The sequence below is a fragment of the Nocardia sp. TBRC8007 genome, from assembly GCF_056629435.1.
In genome coordinates, this window is the sequence record NZ_JBWSOR010000016.1 from 46,668 (window position 1) to 66,091 (window position 19,424).

A 19,424-nucleotide genomic window follows, 5' to 3' on the forward strand; every position below is an offset into this window, starting at 1 on the left:
CGACATGGCGGAATCGAAGCAAACGGAAAGCCGTCTGGTGCGGGTACTGCGCGGCGGGTTCGGCCTGAAACTGGCTGGGGCGGCGATGGTGCTCCTCCTGGTCATGGTCGTGGCTGTCGCGCTGATCATGTTCGTCGGTGGATTCACCCCGACAGCTGCTGTGCTGGTGGAGGCGCCGCGTAGCGGCCTGGTCCTCGATCCGGACGCCAAGGTGAAGATGCGTGGTGTGGATATCGGCCGTGTCGCATCGGTCGACTACCGTAACGACGGCGCCGAGCTGACCTTGGCTCTCGACCCGCGGCAGCTGAAGCTGGTGCCGTCCAATGTGCACGTCGACATCAGGTCGACCACCATATTCGGTGCGAAGTACGTCAACTTCATTGTTCCCGAGAATCCTTCGCCCACTTCGTTGCGGGCCGGTGCGACCGTCACCGCGAATCGGGTGACCGTCGAGTTCAACACACTGTTCCAGCATCTTTCCGACCTGCTCTCGAAGATCGAACCGGAGAAGCTGAACGCGACGCTCTCCGCGCTGAGCACCGCATTGCAGGACCGTGGGCAGAAGCTGGGTAACCTGCTGGAGCAGGGCGATGCGTATCTGCGCGATATCAACCCGTATCTGCCTACCCTGCAAAAGGATCTGGGGAAGACCAGCGAAGTCACCAACCTCTACGCGGACACGGTCGGCGATTTATTGCACACCGTGGACAACGTTTTGGTTACCGGCAACACCTTGGTCGAAGAACAGGGCAAACTTGACAACCTGCTGATGGATCTCACCGGGCTGGCCGACACCACCGGTTCGGTGTTGCGTGAGAACGAGAGTCAGCTCGTCACAGCACTGGAACTGCTGCGTCCGACCACCGGATTGCTCGACGAGTACTCGCCCGCGCTCTTCTGCTTGATAACAGGTCTCGGCAGAGCGCTACCGATGGGTGAGGCGATATTCGGCGGTCTACAGGAAGGGGTCGCGCTGAACGCCGGATTTATGTACGGCGCCGAACCGTATACCTATCCGAGAGATCTGCCGAAGGTCAACGCGACCGGTGGCCCACGGTGCGAGGGCCTGCTGGACCGAAAGCCAGGCAGCCATGCGGATTATGTCGTCACCGATACCACGGAAGGTCGCGTATACACCCCTTCGACGACGTTGAGCATCAACGCGCCGAAGATTTTCCAGATCTTGTTCGCCGGAATGCCAGGAGTGCCACGCCCGTGAGGAACACCGCGACCACTGTCAAACTGGCCATCTTCGCTCTGGTGATGACCTTGATCTTCGCCGGCCTCGTCGTTGTCTTCGGCCAGATTCGGTTCGCTAGAGAGAACGGCTACCACGCCGTGTTCTCCAGTTCTTCTGGCATGCTGCCCGGCGCCAAGGTGCGCATCGCGGGCGTACCGGTGGGTTCGGTCACCTCGGTGAAGGTAGGCAAGGACTATCGGGCGCATGTCGAGTTCGACGTCGACCGAAAATACAAGCTGCTGAACAGCACACGCGCGGCGATCAAGTACGAGAACCTGGTCGGCGACCGTTATCTCGAACTGTTGGAGGGGCCGGGTTCGAATCAGGTACTGCCCGCGGGCGGCACCATCGGCATAGAGCAGACCGCTCCAGCACTGGATCTGGACATGCTGCTCGGCGGGTTCCGGCCATTGCTGCGTGGCTTGGACCCAGCTCAGGTGAACGATCTGACCAATGCGCTACTGCAGATTTTCCAAGGGCAGGGCGGCACACTGGTGTCGCTGCTCAACAGCGGCGGCTCGTTCGCCGAGACACTGGCGAATCGAGATGCGTTGATCGGGAGCGTGATCGAGAATCTCAACACCGTTTTGGGCACCATCGACCAGCGTGGTGACCAGTTCGCCACGACGATCGCCGAACTACAGCGCCTGATCAGCGGGCTGGCCGCGGATAAGGACCAGATCGGCGCCGCCATTCCGCGGATCGCGGGGGCCACCGGCGAGTTGACCGACCTCCTCGCTCAGGCACGACCCGATCTGCGCGGCACTATCGAACAGACCGGACGTTTGGCTACCAACCTCGACGCCGGGTCTGACACCGTTCAATGGGTGCTGGATCAGCTGCCCTCGACCTATCGCAAACTGATCCGGATCGGTTCCTACGGTTCTTTCCTCCAGTTGTATATCTGCTCGACGAACATACTGGTGGACGGCCCGGACGGGCAGACTTTGAAAGTCAACTTGCCTGGTGGACAGACCACCGGAAGGTGCGCGGACGACCGATGAACGAACAGCGATCATCCACGACCACTATCGGCATCGTCGGCCTCGTGCTCTCGGTGGCCATATCGTTGTCGGCACTGCAGTTCAGTCGGCTTCCGTTCATCCACTCCGGCGCGACATTCACCGCCTACTTCGCCGACGCGGGCGGTTTGTTGCCCGGCGACCCGGTCCAGGTCGCCGGGGTGCGGTCCGGGCAGGTCGCCAAGGTCGGTCTCGATGGCGCGAAAGTACTCGTCCGGTTCACCCTGGACGAGGCGATCGTGCTGGGCGAGCAGACCTCGGCGGCGATCAAGACCAACACGGTGCTCGGGCGCAAGTCACTGGAGGTGGCTCCGGCCGGCGCGGGCGCGCTGCGTGTCGACGACACCATTCCACTGGAGCGCACTACTTCGCCGTACTCGCTCAATGACGCATTGAGCGAGCTGACGAGCACAGTGGCGGGCCTGGACCTGGACCAGGTCGATCGGACGCTCGACACGCTCTCGGCCGCGTTCGCCGATACCCCTGCTCCGCTGCGCTCCGCGCTCGATGGCGTTACCGCGCTTTCGCGCAGTATCAACGCCCGCGATCAGGCATTGTCAGAGCTACTGAAGCGAGCGCAGAACGTCACGAAAATCCTCGCCGACCGGGGTAACCAGATCAATGCGCTGTTGCTGGACGGCAACGAGTTGCTCGGTGAGCTGGACCGTCGGCGTACCGCACTGGGGCAGCTGATCGTCCATGTCAACGGCCTCGCCAAGCAACTGTCCGGCCTGGTCGCCGACAACGAGGCGCAGTTGAAACCTGCGCTGGACAAGCTGAATGCGGTGTTGGCCCTGCTGCAGAGGAACAAGCAGAACCTCTCCGAGGCGCTGGACGGGCTCGGTCCGTTCGCCGCCGCGCTCGGCGAGCAGGTCGGCAGCGGCCCGTACTTCCAGGCATACGTGGTCAATGCGGCTAGCAAGTTACTGCAACCACTGGTGGATGCCATGGTGTGGCCGCAGCATCTGCCCGACGATCTGCGCAGCTACCTCACGCCACCCCCGTCGGTCGAACCCGCGATCCAGGAGCCGCCACGATGAGCGCGCGCGACGCTGTACGAAAACTCCCCCGCTGGGCGCTGGTGGCAGCCGGTGTGCTGGTCGTCGCGCTTGTGCTCGCCGGCGTGTGGAATGGCCTCACTCGACTCGGGACCACTACAGTCACCGCCTACTTTCCGTCCACCATCGGCGTGTACGCCGGCGACGACGTACGGGTACTCGGAGTAAAGGTCGGCAGGATCGACTCGATCGAGCCGAACAGCGACCGGGTAGAGGTGCGGATGACGATCGACCGCGGGGTCGACGTCCCCGCCGACCCGCGGGCAGTGCTCCTCGCGCCCTCGCTGGTTTCGGCCCGCTTCATCCAGCTCGCGCCCGCCTACACCGGTGGCCCGAAGCTGGTAGGCGGCGACGTGATCCCGCTCGAGCACACCGCCGTGCCGGTGGAGTGGGACGACATCAAAGCGGAACTGTCCAAGCTGTCTACCGCGCTCGGTCCGGTCGGCGACGACAAGCAGGGCTCATTCGGCCGTTTCGTCGATACCGCCGCCGACAATCTGGACGGCAACGGGCAGCGGTTCCGAGACACGCTGCGAGAGTTGTCGGCCACCCTGAGCACACTGTCGGATGGCCGTACCGACTTGTTCGGCACCGTGCGCAACCTGCAGAAGTTCGTCGAAGTGCTCTCGGCGAGCAATGAGCAGATCGTGCAGTTCGGCGGACGGCTCGCGTCAGTGTCCTCGGTGCTGGCCGATGTCTCCACTGATCTCGGCGCGGGACTGGACAATCTGGATACGGCGGTGGCCGATGTGCGTCGGTTCCTCGACAGCAGCGGCGCGGAACTGACCGAAGGCGTGCAGCGGTTGGCCGATGCCACTCAGGTGCTGGCCGATAAGCGACCGGAGTTGGAACGGGTGTTGCACGCCGGGCCGACCGCGCTGGTGAACTTCTATCAGCTCTACAAGCCCGCTCAAGGTAGCCTGACCGGCGCCATCGCGCTGAATAATTTCGCCGATCCGCTCAGTTTCCTCTGCGGTTCGGTGCAGGCGCTGGAAACCAACGACTCCAAACGCAGCGCCGATCTCTGCGCGCAGTATCTGGCCCCCGTGATCAGCTCTCTGAGTATGAATTATGTGCCGATCCTGACGAATCCGGTCAGCGGCGTGCACGCATTCCCCGATCAGCTGGTGTACACCGATCCCAGACTTGCTGGGCGGGTGGCGAGCCAGACGGCGGCGGAGTCCGGCTATGTGCCGGTGGTCGTGCCGAAAAGCCTGGCAGAACTGGCTATTCCGGAAGGAGCACGATGATGCCGACGCAGCGGATGCGCCGCACCGTCGCCGTCGCGATGGGATCGGCGCTGGTGCTAGGGGCTTCCGGTTGTCAGTGGGACGGGCTGAACTCGCTACCTCTGCCCGGCACCGAGGGCACCGCGCCGGGTTCCTACCAGGTGCGTATCCAGATGCCCAATGTGACCACGCTGACCAGGAATTCGCCGGTGCGAGTGCACGATGTGGCGGTGGGCACGGTCTCGAACATCGAGGTGGAGGACTGGCATGCGCTGGTCACCGTCACGCTGAACCCCGATGTAGAGCTGCCCGCCAACGCGGTCGCCGAGATCGGCCAGACCAGTCTGCTCGGATCCAATCATCTCGAGTTGTCCGCGCCGACCGATCAGCCTCCCGAAGGCAGGTTACGCCCCGGTGACGTCATACCGCTCGGGCGCGCCGGGGCCTACCCGACTACGGAGCAGGTGCTGTCCTCCTTGTCGGTAGTGCTCAATGGAGGCGGTATCGCCCAGTTGGAAACCATTACCCGTGAGTTGAATTCCGCGCTTACCGGGCGGGAGGACGCCATCAGGGACCTGTTGCCACAGCTGAACGACCTGACCACGAACCTGGACCGGCAGACCGGCGATATCATCAGCGCGTTGAACGGGCTGGACCGCCTGAGCGGGCAGCTGGCCCAGCAGCGCGACCTGGTAGCTGCCGCCATCGAACAGATCCATCCGGCCTTGACCGTATTGGCCGATCGTAGAGCGAACATCACGCGGGCGATCACTGCGCTCGGCGAGCTGAGTGATGTCACACAGCGGATCATCGATACCAGTGGCGCCGACTTGAAGGCCAACCTGCACAGCCTTGTCCCGGTTCTGCGGTCGCTGTCGGACACCGGCGACAACCTGACCGAGGCGCTGAAGATCGCGCTCACCTTCCCGTTCCCGCTGAAGAATCTGGATCACGCGATCAAAGGCGACTACCTGAATCTGTTCATGACAGTTGATCTCACCGGACGGCGGCTGGACTCGAACTTCCTCACCGGGACACCGCTGGGCGGACGATTCGGTGGCGTGGAGGGTGCGCTCGGTACCGTCGCACCAGAAGCCGCTGTACAGAGCGACGAGCCGGTTACCGGGCCGTTGCTGGCGCCGCCCGCGGAGAATGATCCTGTTCCTTCTATTCCCGGTCTGCCACCGATCCCCGGCCTGCCTGTCATTCCGGGATTGACCGTGCCCATACCGGACGGTACCGCGCCACAAGGGGGGCCAGGACAGTGAAACTCACTCGGTTCGTTCGTATCCAGCTGATCATTTTCTCTGTGCTGACGGTGATCGGCCTGGTGGTCATGGGCGGGGTGTATGTGAAGCTGCCCGCGATGTTCGGCATCGGGCGCTACGAAGTCACGGTGCGGCTGGCCGCGACCGGTGGTCTCTATCCGACGGCCAATGTCGCCTACCGTGGCACGAATGTCGGCGTGGTCGAGGAAGTCCGGCTCACGCCCGTCGGGGTGGATGCCAAGCTGTCGATCAACAGCGACTACAAGATCCCCTCCGATGTCGATGCCTGGGTGCGTAGCGTCTCCGCGATCGGCGAGCAGTACATCGACCTGGTGCCCGAGCAGAACCGCACTGGTGGAAACCTGTACGACGGCAGTGTGATCCCGGTAGAACGCACCAAGTTACCGCAGGACGTCGGCACGTTGCTCGATCAAGCCGACCGTTTGCTGTCCAGCGTCGCGGACACTCGGCTGCGTCAGGTCATCGACGAGGCGTTCCTGGCGTTCAATGGCGCAGGACCAGATCTGCAGCGATTCATCGATTCGGCCACGTTGCTGGTACAGGAAGCCCAGGCCAACGCCGAACCGACCAAGCAGCTGCTCGATCAGATCGGGCCACTGCTGGACACCCAGGTCCGCTCGGATGCCGCGATTCGTTCCTGGACCGCGGATCTGGCGACAGTCACCGATCAGCTGCGCGAACACGATCCGGCGCTGCGCGGCCTGCTGAGCGAAGGGCCTGCTGCCGCGCGACGGGTGACCACGCTATTCAATGAGCTGCAACCGACGTTACCGCTGCTGCTGGCGAATCTGGTCAGCGTCGGTCAGGTGGGAGTCACGTACCATGCCGGACTCGAGCAGACCTTGGTGGTCTACCCGCCGCTGGTCGCCGCGCTGCTCACCGCGATCCGAGGTCCGCTCGAGTACGGTGCCATCACCGACTTCATGACGTTGACCAACGATCCGCCCGCGTGCACCACCGGCTTTCTCCCACCAGACCAGCGCCGCTCGCCCGCCGAGACCAATCCCATGGCCACGCCGCCCGGGCTGTACTGCAAAGTGCCCCAGAACGCGCCCGAGGCGGTGCGCGGTATCCGTAACACTCCGTGTGCCGAAGTGCCTGGTATGCGCGCCCCGACGCCGGAACTGTGCCGGAGCGGGTATGTTCCGGTAGGCGACAATCCACCGTTCGGCCCGCCGCGGCCGGCCTCCGCACGGGCATACGACCCGATCACCGGTGTGTACATCGGACCAGATGGACGTACATACCGACAGGGAGATATCGGACCGGATGGTTCGGGTACGGTACCACCGAGCTGGCAGGCGATGCTCGAGGAGCAGCCATGATGAGTGACAGTGAGAAAACGGGTCGTTCCGGGCGGAGACGCGCGGTCCGCTCGGCCGGGCCCCCTGTTGGGAGTGTCGAGGCTCCGACCACCGATGACACGAAGACCGTGATCCCTCCGGATTCCTCGGCCCGCGCTGTAGCCGGTGATGTCGAAATCGACGGTGCTGTCGGGAATCCGGCAGCTGCGAAGGTGACCCTGGAGAAGAAGATTGCCGAGAAGACGACTCTCGGGAAGGAGATCGTCGAAGAACGGAGTCGAGGTCTCTCGCATGTTTTCGTCCTGGTCTCCTGCGCGTTGCTCGCTATCGTATTGGTGTGTGGGGCCGCCCTCTCGGTATTCGTGATGCGGTCGACGCATCTGCGCGATGAGCGCCGCGCCGAATATGTGCAGACTGCTCGGCAGGCGGTCATCAACCTCACCACCATCAGTGCCGATTCGGCCAAGGAAGACATCGACCGTGTCCTTTCCTTGGCATCGGGAGATTTCAAGTCTCAGTTCGGCAGTCTGGCCGACCCGTTCGCCAATGTCGTGCAGGTGGCCAAGGTGAACTCCACCGGCCAGATTACGGAGACCGCGTTGGAGAGTGACGACGACCATTCCGGGCGTGTGCTCGTCGCCGCCAGACAGTCGCTCACCAATGCGGGCATGGAAGGGCAGCAGACGAGGCTTTTCCGGTTTCGGGTCACCGTCTCCCGCGGCGATTCCGGTATGACCGTGACCAACATGGAGTTCGTGCCATGACCGGAATCCGAGGCAGGATCACGTTCATGATCCTCGGCGTCGTGCTCGTCGTTACAGCGATCATCGGCGGTGTCAACGGCTACCGATACTGGGAAGACCGACAGACCGAGCAGGCGCGTATAGACGCGGTCGCGGCGGCAGGTCGCACTGTCGCGGCCCTGTTCACCTACAGTCCCAAGACTGTCGACACCACGCTGCGGAAGGAGGCCGACAACCTCACCAGCGACTATCGCCAGAGTTATCTGGAGGTGATCGACAAGCAAGTCGCGCCATCGGTCAAAGAGAAGCAGTTCTCCGTCACCGCTACTACGCAAGCGGGCGGCGTTATCTCCGCCGACCGCTCGCACGCTGTGGTCCTGCTGTTCCTTGATAGGGTGTTCATCAGCAAGGACACCCCGAAAGGCAAAACCACCGGCACCCGGTTGCGAGTGACCATGTCGAAAGAGGACTCGCGCTGGTTGGTCGCATCGATCGGCACGGTCTGAGCGTCGCTGGGCACCGCGGTCGAGGCTAGGCAGAATCCGCAGGCATGCGCCGTGGCAACCGGACGGTGAACGCCGTTCCTGTCTCGGGCATGCTCCGTACTTCGACTTCGCCGCCGTGCGCATGCACCAAGGCCTGCACGATGGACAGGCCGAGGCCGGTACCACCGCTGGCACGGGCACGGGAAGTGTCGGTTCGGTAGAAGCGTTCGAAGACGCGTTCGGCCTCTTCCGGTGGCAGGCCGGGCCCGGTATCGGCCACCTCGAGCAGAACGTGCTCGGGGGCGGGAGTCACCGACACTGTTACCGCGGCGCCGGGTGCGGTGTGGGTGACGGCGTTATTCAACAGATTGGTCAGAACCTGTCGCAGCCGCGCCTCGTCGCCGACCACCTCCAGTGTTCCCTCGCCTGCCGCGATCTTCAGTTCGATGGTGCGTATCGGCCCGTCGGTGTGCCTGGCGGCGACTACCGTGCGCGCGTTGTGCACTGCTTCGCTGGCGACCGTGAGCAGATCTACCGGACCTGATTCCAATGGGCGCTGGGCATCCAATCGTGCGAGCATCAGCAGATCTTCGACCAGTAGGCCCATCCGCCGGGATTCGTGCTCGATGCGGTCCATGAACATGCCCGGATCGGTGGTGGCGCCTTGCCGGTACAGCTCGGCGAACCCACGGATCGCTGTCAGCGGGGTACGTAGTTCGTGACTGGCGTCGGCGACGAATCGCCGCATCCGCTCCTCGGATCGCCGGGCAGCTTCTTCGGACGCCGCGGTTGCGGTGAACGCGCGCTGGATTTGGGTCAGCATGCCGTTCAGGGACCGCGACAGTCGATCGACCTCGGTATCGGTGCCATGGAACGGCACTCGGCGGTACAGATCGCCTCGAGCGATCGCCGCGGCGGTGTTCTCGACCCGGCGCAGCGGTCGTAGGCTACGCCGCACCACGAAGTACGCGATCACTGCCAGCGCGGCGAGGATGAGCCCCCCGACGACCAGTTGCAGCAGCACTAGCCGGTGTATGGTGTCGATGTTCTGCGTGAGCGGCAGCGCCACGGTGATTACGCCGCCTGGGGTATCTGCCGCGAGAACCCGCCACTGGGTGGGTGCCTCGTTCACCGATCCGACAGTGAACGGGCCCTCTGGCGGTATTCGCGGCAGATCTGGCTGGGCGTCTACCCCGAACGCTGGGATGATGAACGCGCGTCCCCCAGTCCACTGCGTGCTCACATAGAACTGGCTCGGCGCATGGCGCGGGTCTGGCGGCAGTATCGACGGCGATGACCAGCGCCGGGACCACTCAGCCGCGCCTGTGCGCAACTGTTGGTCGATACGGTTGGTCAATTGCTGCTCCACACCGGAGGTGACCACCATATCGGAGATGGACAAACCCAGTCCTGCGGTGAGCACCAGCACAATCATCAGTGTTACGCGCAGCGGGATGGCAGAGAGCGCGCTGGAGGCTTTCGCGCGCGCTGTCGCGAGCCGGCTCCGGCTCACGGACCGCTCGGGCGATTGTGCTGTGGCGCGCGCATGACGTAGCCGACTCCGCGTAGGGTGTGGATCAGCCGGGTGTCGCCGGTGTCGACCTTCTTGCGTAAATAGGAGACATAGGTTTCCACTACGCCGACCTCGCCACCGAAGTCGTAGCGCCACACGTGGTCGAGGATACGTGGCTTGCTCAGCACCGTGCCCGCGTTGACCATGAAATAGCGCAGCAGCGTGAATTCGGTAGGGGAGAGGGCAACCGGCTCGCCCGCTTTCCAGACTTCATGGGTATCGTCATCGAGTTCGATGTCTTCGAAACGAATGCGTGAACTCTCTCGCTGTGGCGAGGAATGCCCCGCCCGGCGCAGGATGACGCGCAGCCGAGCCACCACCTCTTCCAGACTGAACGGTTTGGTGACGTAGTCATCGGCGCCGAGGGTGAGGCCGGCGATTTTGTCCTGCACTTCGTCGCGCGCGGTCAAGAACAGCACTGGCGCGTCGATGGCGTCGGCACGTAGCCTGCGCAGCAGACCGAAGCCGTCCATGCCCGGCATCATCACATCCACGATGAGCGCCTGCGGGTGGAAGGTGCGCGCCTTGTCCAGCGCTCGGGCGCCATCGTCCGCTGTGTCCACCTCGAAGCCTTGATAGCGCAGGCTCATCGCGAGCAGTTCCACAATCATCGGCTCATCGTCGACCACCAGCACTCTGGCCTCGGGTTCCTGCGGCACAGGCGCACCACTCATTACGTCATCATTCGATATCAGGCTGTGACCTTCCTGGTCCCCAGCTGGGTGGTTGCTGTGAATGCGGGCTCAGTGCGGCTCGCGAGGTTCCGGGTAGATGTTGTCGCCTGCCAGCAGTGCGCTGCCCGCGACCTGTCCCTGTGCCAGCGCGTCCAAGAACGAGCGCGCCCAGCGGTCCACATCGTGGGTCAGCACCTGGCGGCGCAGTGCGCGCATCCGTCTACGCTTGGCCTCCCTGTCGTCTTCCAGCGCACCGAGAATGGCGTCCTTCACATTGTCCAGGTCGTGTGGGTTGCACAAGTAAGCCTGACGCAATTCAGCTGCGGCACCGGTGAATTCGCTTAGAACCAAGGCGCCGTTGAGGCCGCTGTGGCAGGCGATGTACTCCTTGGCGACCAGGTTCATGCCATCGCGCAACGGCGTCACCAGCATGACGTTGGCGGCTACGAAGAAGGCGATCAGGTCCTCGCGGGGGATCGGTCGGTGCAGATAGTGCACCACAGGATGGCCGACCCTGGCGAATTCGCCGTTGATCCGGCCGACCTGGCGCTCGATGTCACCACGCATCTGGATATAGCTTTCGACCCGCTCACGGCTGGGGGTGGCCAGCTGGATCATGACGGTGTCAGCCGGATCGACCCGGCCCTCGCAGAGGAGTTCCTCCAGCGCGTTGAGTCGGGTATCGATGCCCTTGGTGTAGTCCAGCCGATCCACGCCGAGCAGGATGTTCTTCGGGTTGCCCAGTTCCGCTTTGATCGTGGCGGCGCGCTCGCGTATCGCCCTGCGCCGGGAGTGCTCGTCGAGTTCGGCTGAGGCTATCGAGATCGGGAAAGCGCCGACCCGCACCGTGCGGAACCCGACCTGAACGACGCCGAGCTTGGAGCGCACGCCGACTGTGCCGCGCGAGGTAGGCTGCCCGGCCAGCCTACGGGCCAGGTAGAGGAAATTCTGCGCGCCCCCGGACAGATGGAAACCGATCAGGTCGGCACCGAGCAAGCCCTCGACGATTTCGGTACGCCACGGCATCTGCATGAACAGTTCGACCGGTGGGAACGGGATGTGCAGGAAGAACCCGATGGTCAGGTCCGGGCGCAACATGCGTAGCATCTTGGGCACCAGCTGGAGCTGGTAGTCCTGCACCCATACGGTCGCTCCGGCTGCGGCGACCTTGGCGGTGGCCTCGGCGAAACGTCGATTCACCGTGACGTAGGCGCTCCACCACTTGCGATCGTAGACCGGCCGGACGATCACGTCGTGGTAGAGCGGCCACAGCGTGCCGTTGGAGAAGCCCTCGTAGTAGTCCGACACTTCCTGTGCCGATAGTGGGACCGGATGCAGTTCGAGGTCGTCTTCGATAATCGGATCCACCTCGACGTCGGGAACCCCCGCCCAGCCGACCCACGCGCCCTTGTTGCTGCGCAACACCGGTTCCAATGCGGTCACCAGGCCACCGGGGCTGCGTTTCCATCGGGTGGTGCCATCGGCCAGCCGCTCCAGGTCGACCGGAAGCCGATTGGCGACGACGACGAAACCGGAGCCCGCCCCGGAGCTTGTGGTGCCTAGAGCGGTGGCGACGGTCGAGGTGCCGACGGCCTGCTCGGCGTTGTCGGGCGAGTTCATCTGGTCCACTCACGCATCCTTCGCGTGTCGCTGCATCCCGGTGGAGTCGTGTTCGATGCCGCGGGACTATTCGACTCGGGCGTTGCTCGGTCCGATCCCCAGCATGGACAACAACATCCGGCATTCGTCGGCGTCTTCGGCATAGGCCGCGACCACTCGCTGCGCTTGGCGAGCAGTCTCGTCGGCGAGCGGTTCCAGATCATCGTCCGCGATATCGTTCGCGCTGCCCTTCGCGGCCATTGTCAAGTCCTCCCGGCTCAGTGCGCTCGTACGTGTCGGTGCGCTCATGTGTGAGAAAATCAATAGTATGCGACGCTGGGGGGTGCGTCTGCCTGGGCGCCTGCCGCCGCACGGTCGTATCGTCGAGTCCCCCTGGACGATGCCCCGCTCCGCGGTGCCTATACCTTGGGAGTGCAGCACGAACTCTATGGAAGGGTCGATATGCCGCTGGCCACAGTGAACGGGATTTCCCTCAATTACCAGGTGAAGGGCGATCGTGCCAGAGGTACCGATGTCAAGGGCTCCGCACCGCTCGTGATCATGATCATGGGCACAGGAAGCCCAGGCCGGGTGTGGGAGCTGCACCAGGTTCCGGCGCTGGTCGAGGCCGGCTACCGAGTGTGCACATTCGACAACCGTGGGATCGCGCCATCCTTCGAGGCCGCTTCCGGTATGACCGTAGACGAGCTGGTCGCCGATACCGCAGCCCTGATCGAGTTTCTCGACGAGGGGCCTGCGTTGGTGGTCGGCACCTCGATGGGTGCGAGAGTGGCGCAGGAGCTGGCCCTGGCCCGTCCCGGTTTGGTGCGCAAAGCGGTGTTCATGGCGGGGCATGGGCGGCTCGACCAGTTCCAGAAGACGCTCTCGCTCGGCGAGCACGAGCTGGACTCGAATGGCGTGCGACTGCCGCCGAAGTATGAGGCCGCGCTCGCCGCGGTGATGAACCTCTCGCCTGCGACCATGGCCGACTCGAATGCCGCCAGAGACTGGCTCGATCTGTTCGAATTCACCGGCGGACCGGTCTCACCCGGCATCCGGGCGCAGCGTAGGATGGAACACGATTTCGACCGTATGCAAGCGTACCGGGCGATTCGCGTGCCATGCCTTGCCGTCGGATTCGCCGACGACCGGATGATTCCACCGTACTTGTCCAGGGAGCTCGCCGAGGTCATTCCTGGAGCGCGGTATCATGAAGTGCCAGATGCCGGGCATTACGGATACTTAGAACGACCGGAGGCAGTCAACAAGATTCTGTTGGACTTCTTCGCAAGCTGACTATGTGTCAGAGGGAGATTACGGGCCGGGTAACCGCCCAAGCGTAACGTCTCGCTTGCTAGTGTCGAAATAATGCTCGTGCTCTCTCGGTGTTCGTGGTTCGTAGCAACCCGGCGCCAAGGGAGCCAGGAGTGATCCAGTACGTAGCTCCAGTATCCAGTGAGGTGAAATTGAGCACCAACCCCTTCGATGATGAAGACGGCCGTTTTTTCGTCTTGGTCAACGACGAAGAACAGCATTCGCTGTGGCCTGCCTTCGCAGAGGTTCCAGCCGGATGGCGAGTCGTGTTCGGTGAGGACAGTCGCGCCGCCTGTGTCGAGTACGTGGAGAAGAACTGGACCGATATGCGTCCGAAGAGCTTGCGTGACGCTATGGCCGCGGACGAAGCGGCCAGGCAGGGCGCCCAGTCCTGATCAGCGGTAGTCGATACCGCGCCGGGACGATATGATCGACCGCCACTGCGTGACATCGGAACCCGGTGTCACGCAGCTGGCGCGTCCGGCTATGATGGCAACCGCCTCTGCGCCTCCTTAGCTCAGTGGTAGAGCACTCGCCTTGTAAGCGAGCGGTCGTCAGTTCGATCCTGACAGGGGGCTCTCAGGGAAGCGGCTCCTGACCTAGGGAATCCCTAGGTCAGGAGCCGCTTTTCGTTTCACTACCATGTCGGCGCGCTCACGCTTGATACGTCTGAACTAGTGTGCATCAGTCTGCCGAAGGCTACAGTGTTAGCCTACAGTCGATCGAGGGGTGCGTATGGAGCAGCGAGATGGGTTGTGGCACGAGTTCGTTGAAGTAACCGCCGAGAACCAGGCCGACCTGATCAAGCGGGTCGCAGCCGTCAAGCGCGTACTGAAAAAGATGGGAGCCGAGCCGCCGAAGCCGCGCCGTGCCCGCGGCGAGGGAACTCTGTTCAAACGCAGCAGTGACGGTATGTGGGTTGGGCAGATCGATCTTCCGCGTAGTCCGGGCAGGGTGCGCCGTAAATCCAAGCCGGTCTATTCCAAAGATCGAGCGACTGTGATCAAGAAGCTCGAAGAACTCAAAAGCAATACCAAGAGGGGCATTGAGCAGGTCGACCAGCGGCTCACTTTGGAGGCATATCTGAAAGTGTGGATCGAGGAGGTCGCCAAACCCCGAATGCGCCCCGGTCCCTGGGTTGGTTATCGCTCGACCATTAACACGCGCATTGTTCCTTCGATTGGTGACAGGCGTCTCGCCAAGCTCGGTGCCGAAGACGTTCGGTTCATGCACCGCTGGATTCTTGGTGCCACTTATACGCGCGGAGGTAGGGAGAAGCCCTACACGACCCGCTCTGTCGAAGAAGCGCACAACGTGCTGTCGGCCGCTTTGTCGGATGCCGTTGCCGAGGGCAAGGCGCATCGGAATGTGTGCGAGCTGGTGAAGAAGCCGAAAGTTGTCAGCGAGACGCACGGCACGCTTACTGCGGCGCAGGCGCGCGAGGTTTTGCTCGCCGCACTGGGCGCCAAAGATGCGATGGTCACCCGGTGGGCGGCTGGCCTAATGCTCGGCGGTCGACAGGGCGAGCTGTTGGGGCTGGAATGGGATCGCGTCGACTTGGATCGGGGTGTGATCGACTTGGCGTGGCAGCTGGATTGGCTGCCACTGAAGAAGGGGTTCGCATCCGATGACCCGAACCGCTTCGACGTCCGAGCGGGGTTCGAGCATCGCCCGATATGGAAAGGGGCCGCGCTGACTCGCCCCAAGACATCGACCTCACAGCGCGTGATCCCCATCCCCGAACCCCTCGCGGCGATTCTGACCGTCCATCGTGACCGCATGCCACCGAACCAGTGGGGGCTCGTCTGGGTCACTATTCCTGGAGAAAAGTCTCGCTACAAGGGTTTGAAGCCAGTGTCGGACGAGGAGGACCGTACGGGCTGGAAGGCTGCACAGAAGAGGGCTGGTATCAACAAGCCGGTAGATGTGCATGCTATGCGCGGCACGACCGCGACATTGTTGATGGAGGCCGGGGTGGATGCCCGTGTTATTCAGGCAATCCTCGGGCACGCGAGCGTGGTAACCACGCGCGGGTACCAGCACGTGGACCTCGAAATAGCGCGCAGGTCGCTCGGCAATCTCGATGCACTGTTGGAAATCCAGTCCAGCTAGAACATGTTGCTGTTATTGTCGACTGGCGACTCAAACTTGCCGAGTCGCAGCCGAATTGCTTTTCGGGAGGGACTGTTTCATGCCGTACGTGACCACCGATGATGGAGCCAAGGTCCACTATCTCGACACCGGTGGTGAAGGCCCTGCCGTGGTGCTGATGCACGGCATATTCATGGACGCCGACATGTGGGCACCGCAGGCGCAATCTCTGGCACCGGACTATCGCGTGATCTCCATCGACGCCCGTGGCCACGGCCTTACCGAGGACCCGGGCGTCCCGTTCGATTACTGGCGCCTGGCGTGGGACTGCTGGGCGGTTGTCAACGAACTCGAGATCGATCAGATCGTTGCCGGTGGCCTATTCCAGGGTGGATGGATCGCACTCCGGATGGCTCTACAGTATCCGCGGCGGGTACGTGGCCTGATTCTGGTCGGCTCCAGGGCGGATGCCTATGACCCGGAAGAGCGGGCCATGTACGAGCAGATCATCATGGACACTTGGATTCTCGGCGATGCGCCGATTGAGGCTGTCGCGCGGCCTATAGCGGTGCAGATGATCGGCGGTGATCGCGAGGATCACCGGCGTTTCTGGCTGGACAAGTGGATTGCCAGCGACCGTCGCCGCCTGCGATTGGCCGGGCGTTGCCTGATGGACCGTGAAGGTATCGAGCACATGATCAGCGATATCACTGTGCCCGCGTTGTTGATACACGGCAGCGGTGATCAGGTTTTCACCCGATCTCGCACCGAAGATCTGGCGCGGCAGTTGGGCGGTCCGACTCAGGTGGAAACAATCCAGGCGGTTACTGCCGCTCACGCGGTGACCTGGACTCACTCCGAGCTGACCGATCCGCTGATTCGGGAATTCATCGACGAACTACCGGTCTAGCCCTCGTCTTGGTGCGCAGGGAGCCCGACCGATAGCAGGCTCGTCGACGAGGTAGGGATCAGTATCTCGCGGATGACGGTTATCGCTTCCTCGGACGGTGACCAGATGTACCGATTTTTGTCCGGACGATGGGTGTAGACGACCCCGGAATCCCAGATCTGGCGGAATTCCGGGTGAGGCATTAACGAGCTGATCACGTCGGCAGTACCACCGCGCCCAGGGGATGCGACGACGAAGTGTCGGAGCAATCCGACGATGATGGTCAATTCTACGGGCCGGTCCGGCAGTACCAGTTTGGCGCGGCTGTCATGGATCAGCCAATGCGGCAGTGTTTCTGCGTCGCATAGTCCCGGCATCAACTCTCGGGATCGGTCGGTCGCCGCTGTGACTTGCCAGTTAACGAGCCATGCCGCAGGGAGCGGCGATAGCTTGGTGAGTAGAGTGCCGATATCATCAGCGCCGATAACCTCTTTCGAATCGGCGGTGGAGCGACCTGTGAGTGCCCACCAGTGCGCCCGCTCATGGTGGTTGTTGCACAACGCATTTGCTAGATATTCGAGATATTTTGCTTGGTAGTCGATCTCGGCACCCTGTTCGATCCTTTGGATCTTCTTCACGTTGATATCGAGTAGGCCCGCAACCTCGTCTTGAGTCCAGCCACGTCGATTCCGAAGCTGTTTGGCGTAAGTGCTCAGTGTCGGGAGGTCAAACCCAGCTCTCATCTAGCAACCTTCTCGTCCACGCGACTACCCTCTTTTTGGGTAGCGATTTTAGCGCTACCCAAAAAGAGGGTAGTTCAAAAACAGCTACCCCCCTTGATTTTTAGGCAAACTTGTTGTTTGGATATTGTTCACGGGAACGGCCTGCAACTATGCCGCATCGACATAATTCATTGCGGCGAAAGTCGCTCTCGGGAAGCGTTGCCGATCACCAGCCCGTAATGCGCTGCAGCCAGCCGTGCGCCAGCGTGGTCGGGATGGGTCGAAGAAAGAGCTTGATGAAGGTTCCGCAGCGGTAAGAGAACACCGGGCTACATGGAGAGGTTGGTCGTGAAGCAGGGGATTCGGTCGATTAAGTCACTACCACCCGGTGGCAATCAGCAAGGTGTTGCGTTCCGCGACCCGGATGAGTTGCTGGCAGCATTGGCCTATGCAGATCTTGAGCAGTTGCATCGAGATCGCGGTGTCGATCTGCAGCGGGAGGTCGACAGGCGCGATTGGCGTACTGCGTCGGTGTCGGCGCTGATCGTTGCAGCCGACTGGCTGGGTGCCGAGGTGCCCGAAGTCATGTTTCATCGGCTGACCTGAGTGGCATCAGGCCCTAGCGCCCTCAGCCCGAGCTGACTCAACGGCCTGGGTGATGAGGTCACCTATCTCGATGCCTAACGCCTCACACAGTGGGGCCAGTTGATCCACTCGCGGTGACAGGCTGCCCGCCTCCAGCCGGTAGATCGTTGCAGGTGAGATTCCCGCCAGCTCGGCCAAGCTGGCCTGGCTCAGCCGTCTCTCATTGCGCAGTCCGCGCAACTTGTTGCCTATGGCCCTATCCACGGCGGCTGTATCCATTGGGTCATTCTCTCGTCAATCCTGACGAAAAATCAATGCACAAGCGGTCTGCTTCGGCGAGGTCTGGGTGGGGCGAACCCCGACACACTATTCTAAACTGATTGAAACTACGTCAGAACTGACTATAAGATCGTCAGCATGGAAGAGAGACTGGTGGCTGCGGTCACTTCTGCGATGGAGCGTGCCGGGATCGGTGTCAGGCACCTAGCCGAGCGAGCAGGGCTCGGCCCTCGGAAGTTAGCGCGGCGACTGAAACGCCCAGGTTCATTCCGTGTGTTTGAACTGCTCCGCATCACCGAAGCGACCGGCGTAGAGATAGGCGAGCTGTTTCCCCATCGAGGGGGGCGATCGTGAAACACGTCGACAACGGACCGCAACCGGCGTGCCCTAAGTGCGGCTGGTTGCGCAACGGGGCGGCGGTCGTGAAACACGTCGACGACGGACCGCAACCGGAGCAGATCAGCTACAGCGTCAAGGCTGCGAGCATTGCCACCGGGATGAGTGACTACACCATCCGTCGCCTGGTGCGCGAGGGCAAGCTCGCCGCCCGCTACCTCGGCGCAACAGTGTTGATCGACGCTGCCGATCTCAAGCGCGTCTATGGATCCCTCCCCAGCGAGAAGCAGGTCGAGCGCGAGTGTGCAGCTACGCGGAGGTGGGCATGAGCAGCCCTCTCGGAGTTGTCCGATACGGCGACGGCAGTGTCGCCACTGAGGATGAGTGTGCCGCGAATCGCGGTGTGGCATGAACGTCCTGCTCGCGATCGTGCTACTCGGTGCGTTCGGTGTCGGTGTGCTGGCTGCCCTTGTCGCCTCCGGCATGTGGAAGGGGTGAGGCTGATGCCCTCAGCTCTGCTCATCGCGAGAGCTCGGCTCGCGCGGCCGGGTAGCTGGCTCGGTCTGTTGTGTGATCTGGCGCTCGTCGTCGCTGTGCTGCTGCTCGGTGTCGCAGTGTTCGCATCCCTGGCTGGGTTGCGGTGATGATTCCGACCAGCGAAACCGCAGGCACGCCAGGCGAACTCGCCGAAATGCTGGATGCGTGGCTGTCCGCGCGGGTGGTGAAGGCGCTGTTCGCCGATGACCACGACAGTGCGCGTCACCTGCTGGAGGCGTGCGTACCCGCCGCGCTCGTCTCGCTGCTGCTCGGACAGCGTCAGCAGTTGCTCGATGCCAGACGTCCCCCGATGGCCGGGGGATCGTGACGCCGGGCCGGCGGTGTGATGGCCCGCTGGTCCGGCGGCACGCCAGTCAATCCAACCCAATGCTGCGGCCCGAGCGGCAGGGACTCGCTCGGGATCGCGGCGCGGGGAACTCTACCCGAAAGGACAT

At 62.8% G+C, this 19,424-nt stretch carries 22 protein-coding genes and 1 tRNA gene; 17 read left to right on the forward strand and 6 right to left on the reverse strand.

The features are described 5' to 3' along the window. The first annotated feature begins 4 nt into the window (after nt 1-4). Genes ACX4ZE_RS14405 through ACX4ZE_RS14440 form a run of 8 tightly spaced genes read left to right on the forward strand, consistent with a single transcriptional unit; the run spans nt 5 to nt 8,391 of the window. On the forward strand, nt 5-1,219 hold the full coding sequence (locus tag ACX4ZE_RS14405) for an MCE family protein (protein ID WP_480273918.1): 1,215 nt from the start codon (nt 5-7) through the stop codon (nt 1,217-1,219). Next, the gene (locus ACX4ZE_RS14410) at nt 1,216-2,244 is read left to right on the forward strand and encodes an MCE family protein (protein ID WP_480273919.1); all 1,029 of its coding nucleotides are present in this window, start codon (nt 1,216-1,218) and stop codon (nt 2,242-2,244) included. Before ACX4ZE_RS14405 ends, ACX4ZE_RS14410 begins: the two co-directional genes overlap by 4 nt. Beyond that, on the forward strand, nt 2,241-3,302 hold the full coding sequence (locus ACX4ZE_RS14415; RefSeq protein ID WP_480273920.1) for an MCE family protein: 1,062 nt from the start codon (nt 2,241-2,243) through the stop codon (nt 3,300-3,302). Before ACX4ZE_RS14410 ends, ACX4ZE_RS14415 begins: the two co-directional genes overlap by 4 nt. Further along, complete coding sequence (locus tag ACX4ZE_RS14420) at nt 3,299-4,570, forward strand: MCE family protein (protein WP_480273921.1); 1,272 nt, start codon at nt 3,299-3,301, stop codon at nt 4,568-4,570. Before ACX4ZE_RS14415 ends, ACX4ZE_RS14420 begins: the two co-directional genes overlap by 4 nt. Beyond that, a complete protein-coding gene (locus ACX4ZE_RS14425) occupies nt 4,567-5,817 on the forward strand; it encodes an MCE family protein (RefSeq protein WP_480273922.1) in 1,251 nt (416 codons plus the stop codon). The genes ACX4ZE_RS14420 and ACX4ZE_RS14425 overlap by 4 nt, the downstream gene beginning before the upstream one ends. Beyond that, nucleotides 5,814-7,163, forward strand: coding sequence for an MCE family protein (locus ACX4ZE_RS14430; RefSeq protein WP_480273923.1), 1,350 nt, complete (start codon nt 5,814-5,816; stop codon nt 7,161-7,163). Before ACX4ZE_RS14425 ends, ACX4ZE_RS14430 begins: the two co-directional genes overlap by 4 nt. Then, nucleotides 7,160-7,906, forward strand: a complete 747-nt coding sequence (locus tag ACX4ZE_RS14435) for a hypothetical protein (RefSeq protein ID WP_480273924.1) — start codon at nt 7,160-7,162, stop codon at nt 7,904-7,906. The genes ACX4ZE_RS14430 and ACX4ZE_RS14435 overlap by 4 nt, the downstream gene beginning before the upstream one ends. Continuing rightward, nucleotides 7,903-8,391: a h domain protein gene (locus ACX4ZE_RS14440; protein WP_480273925.1), complete on the forward strand. Its 489-nt coding sequence runs from the start codon at nt 7,903-7,905 to the stop codon at nt 8,389-8,391. Before ACX4ZE_RS14435 ends, ACX4ZE_RS14440 begins: the two co-directional genes overlap by 4 nt. 25 nt (nt 8,392-8,416) lie before the next feature. Here the strand turns inward: ACX4ZE_RS14440 and ACX4ZE_RS14445 are convergent, their stop codons facing one another. The 4 genes from ACX4ZE_RS14445 to ACX4ZE_RS14460 all read right to left on the reverse strand — a co-directional run bounded on the left by ACX4ZE_RS14445 (nt 8,417) and on the right by ACX4ZE_RS14460 (nt 12,525). Beyond that, nucleotides 8,417-9,805, reverse strand: coding sequence for a sensor histidine kinase (locus ACX4ZE_RS14445; protein ID WP_480273973.1), 1,389 nt, complete (start codon nt 9,803-9,805; stop codon nt 8,417-8,419). A 74-nt stretch (nt 9,806-9,879) separates the two neighbouring features. Then, nucleotides 9,880-10,617, reverse strand: a complete 738-nt coding sequence (locus ACX4ZE_RS14450) for a response regulator transcription factor (protein ID WP_480273926.1) — start codon at nt 10,615-10,617, stop codon at nt 9,880-9,882. A gap of 69 nt (nt 10,618-10,686) precedes the next feature. Beyond that, nucleotides 10,687-12,237, reverse strand: coding sequence for an alpha,alpha-trehalose-phosphate synthase (UDP-forming) (locus ACX4ZE_RS14455; RefSeq protein WP_480273974.1), 1,551 nt, complete (start codon nt 12,235-12,237; stop codon nt 10,687-10,689). 66 nt (nt 12,238-12,303) lie between these two features. Beyond that, nucleotides 12,304-12,525, reverse strand: a complete 222-nt coding sequence (locus ACX4ZE_RS14460; RefSeq protein WP_480273976.1) for a hypothetical protein — start codon at nt 12,523-12,525, stop codon at nt 12,304-12,306. A gap of 153 nt (nt 12,526-12,678) precedes the next feature. Between ACX4ZE_RS14460 and ACX4ZE_RS14465 the strand changes: the two genes are divergently transcribed. The 5 genes from ACX4ZE_RS14465 to ACX4ZE_RS14485 all read left to right on the forward strand — a co-directional run bounded on the left by ACX4ZE_RS14465 (nt 12,679) and on the right by ACX4ZE_RS14485 (nt 16,531). Beyond that, on the forward strand, nt 12,679-13,512 hold the full coding sequence (locus ACX4ZE_RS14465) for an alpha/beta fold hydrolase (RefSeq protein WP_480273975.1): 834 nt from the start codon (nt 12,679-12,681) through the stop codon (nt 13,510-13,512). 170 nt (nt 13,513-13,682) lie between these two features. Next, nucleotides 13,683-13,925, forward strand: coding sequence for an MbtH family protein (locus tag ACX4ZE_RS14470; RefSeq protein WP_036532743.1), 243 nt, complete (start codon nt 13,683-13,685; stop codon nt 13,923-13,925). A 111-nt stretch (nt 13,926-14,036) separates the two neighbouring features. Next, nucleotides 14,037-14,108, forward strand: a tRNA-Thr gene (locus ACX4ZE_RS14475). A 157-nt stretch (nt 14,109-14,265) separates the two neighbouring features. Continuing rightward, nucleotides 14,266-15,642 carry a tyrosine-type recombinase/integrase gene (locus ACX4ZE_RS14480; RefSeq protein ID WP_480273927.1) on the forward strand — a complete coding sequence of 459 codons (1,377 nt, stop codon included), beginning with the start codon at nt 14,266-14,268 and terminating at the stop codon, nt 15,640-15,642. 88 nt (nt 15,643-15,730) lie between these two features. Continuing rightward, nucleotides 15,731-16,531, forward strand: a complete 801-nt coding sequence (locus tag ACX4ZE_RS14485) for an alpha/beta fold hydrolase (protein ID WP_480273928.1) — start codon at nt 15,731-15,733, stop codon at nt 16,529-16,531. Here the strand turns inward: ACX4ZE_RS14485 and ACX4ZE_RS14490 are convergent. Continuing rightward, entirely contained in the window at nt 16,528-17,253 is a 726-nt protein-coding gene (locus ACX4ZE_RS14490; RefSeq protein ID WP_480273929.1) for a helix-turn-helix domain-containing protein, read from the reverse strand. The two genes, ACX4ZE_RS14485 and ACX4ZE_RS14490, sit on opposite strands and share 4 nt — an antisense overlap. A 327-nt stretch (nt 17,254-17,580) precedes the next feature. On the opposite strand from ACX4ZE_RS14490, the gene ACX4ZE_RS14495 reads away from it, so the two are divergent. Next, a complete protein-coding gene (locus ACX4ZE_RS14495) occupies nt 17,581-17,838 on the forward strand; it encodes a hypothetical protein (protein WP_480273930.1) in 258 nt (85 codons plus the stop codon). 6 nt (nt 17,839-17,844) lie between these two features. On the opposite strand, the gene ACX4ZE_RS14500 is transcribed toward ACX4ZE_RS14495, so the two are convergent. Beyond that, nucleotides 17,845-18,096, reverse strand: coding sequence for a helix-turn-helix domain-containing protein (locus tag ACX4ZE_RS14500; protein WP_480273931.1), 252 nt, complete (start codon nt 18,094-18,096; stop codon nt 17,845-17,847). A gap of 350 nt (nt 18,097-18,446) precedes the next feature. Here ACX4ZE_RS14500 and ACX4ZE_RS14505 point away from each other — a divergent pair, with 350 nt between their 5' ends. From ACX4ZE_RS14505 to ACX4ZE_RS14515, 3 genes are all read left to right on the forward strand, one after another. Then, nucleotides 18,447-18,761 carry a helix-turn-helix domain-containing protein gene (locus tag ACX4ZE_RS14505; RefSeq protein WP_480273932.1) on the forward strand — a complete coding sequence of 105 codons (315 nt, stop codon included), beginning with the start codon at nt 18,447-18,449 and terminating at the stop codon, nt 18,759-18,761. Nucleotides 18,762-18,935: 174 nt separating this feature from the next. Beyond that, the gene (locus ACX4ZE_RS14510) at nt 18,936-19,076 is read left to right on the forward strand and encodes a hypothetical protein (RefSeq protein WP_480273933.1); all 141 of its coding nucleotides are present in this window, start codon (nt 18,936-18,938) and stop codon (nt 19,074-19,076) included. Continuing rightward, complete coding sequence (locus ACX4ZE_RS14515; protein ID WP_480273934.1) at nt 19,076-19,297, forward strand: hypothetical protein; 222 nt, start codon at nt 19,076-19,078, stop codon at nt 19,295-19,297. Before ACX4ZE_RS14510 ends, ACX4ZE_RS14515 begins: the two co-directional genes overlap by 1 nt. Nucleotides 19,298-19,424 lie beyond the last annotated feature (127 nt).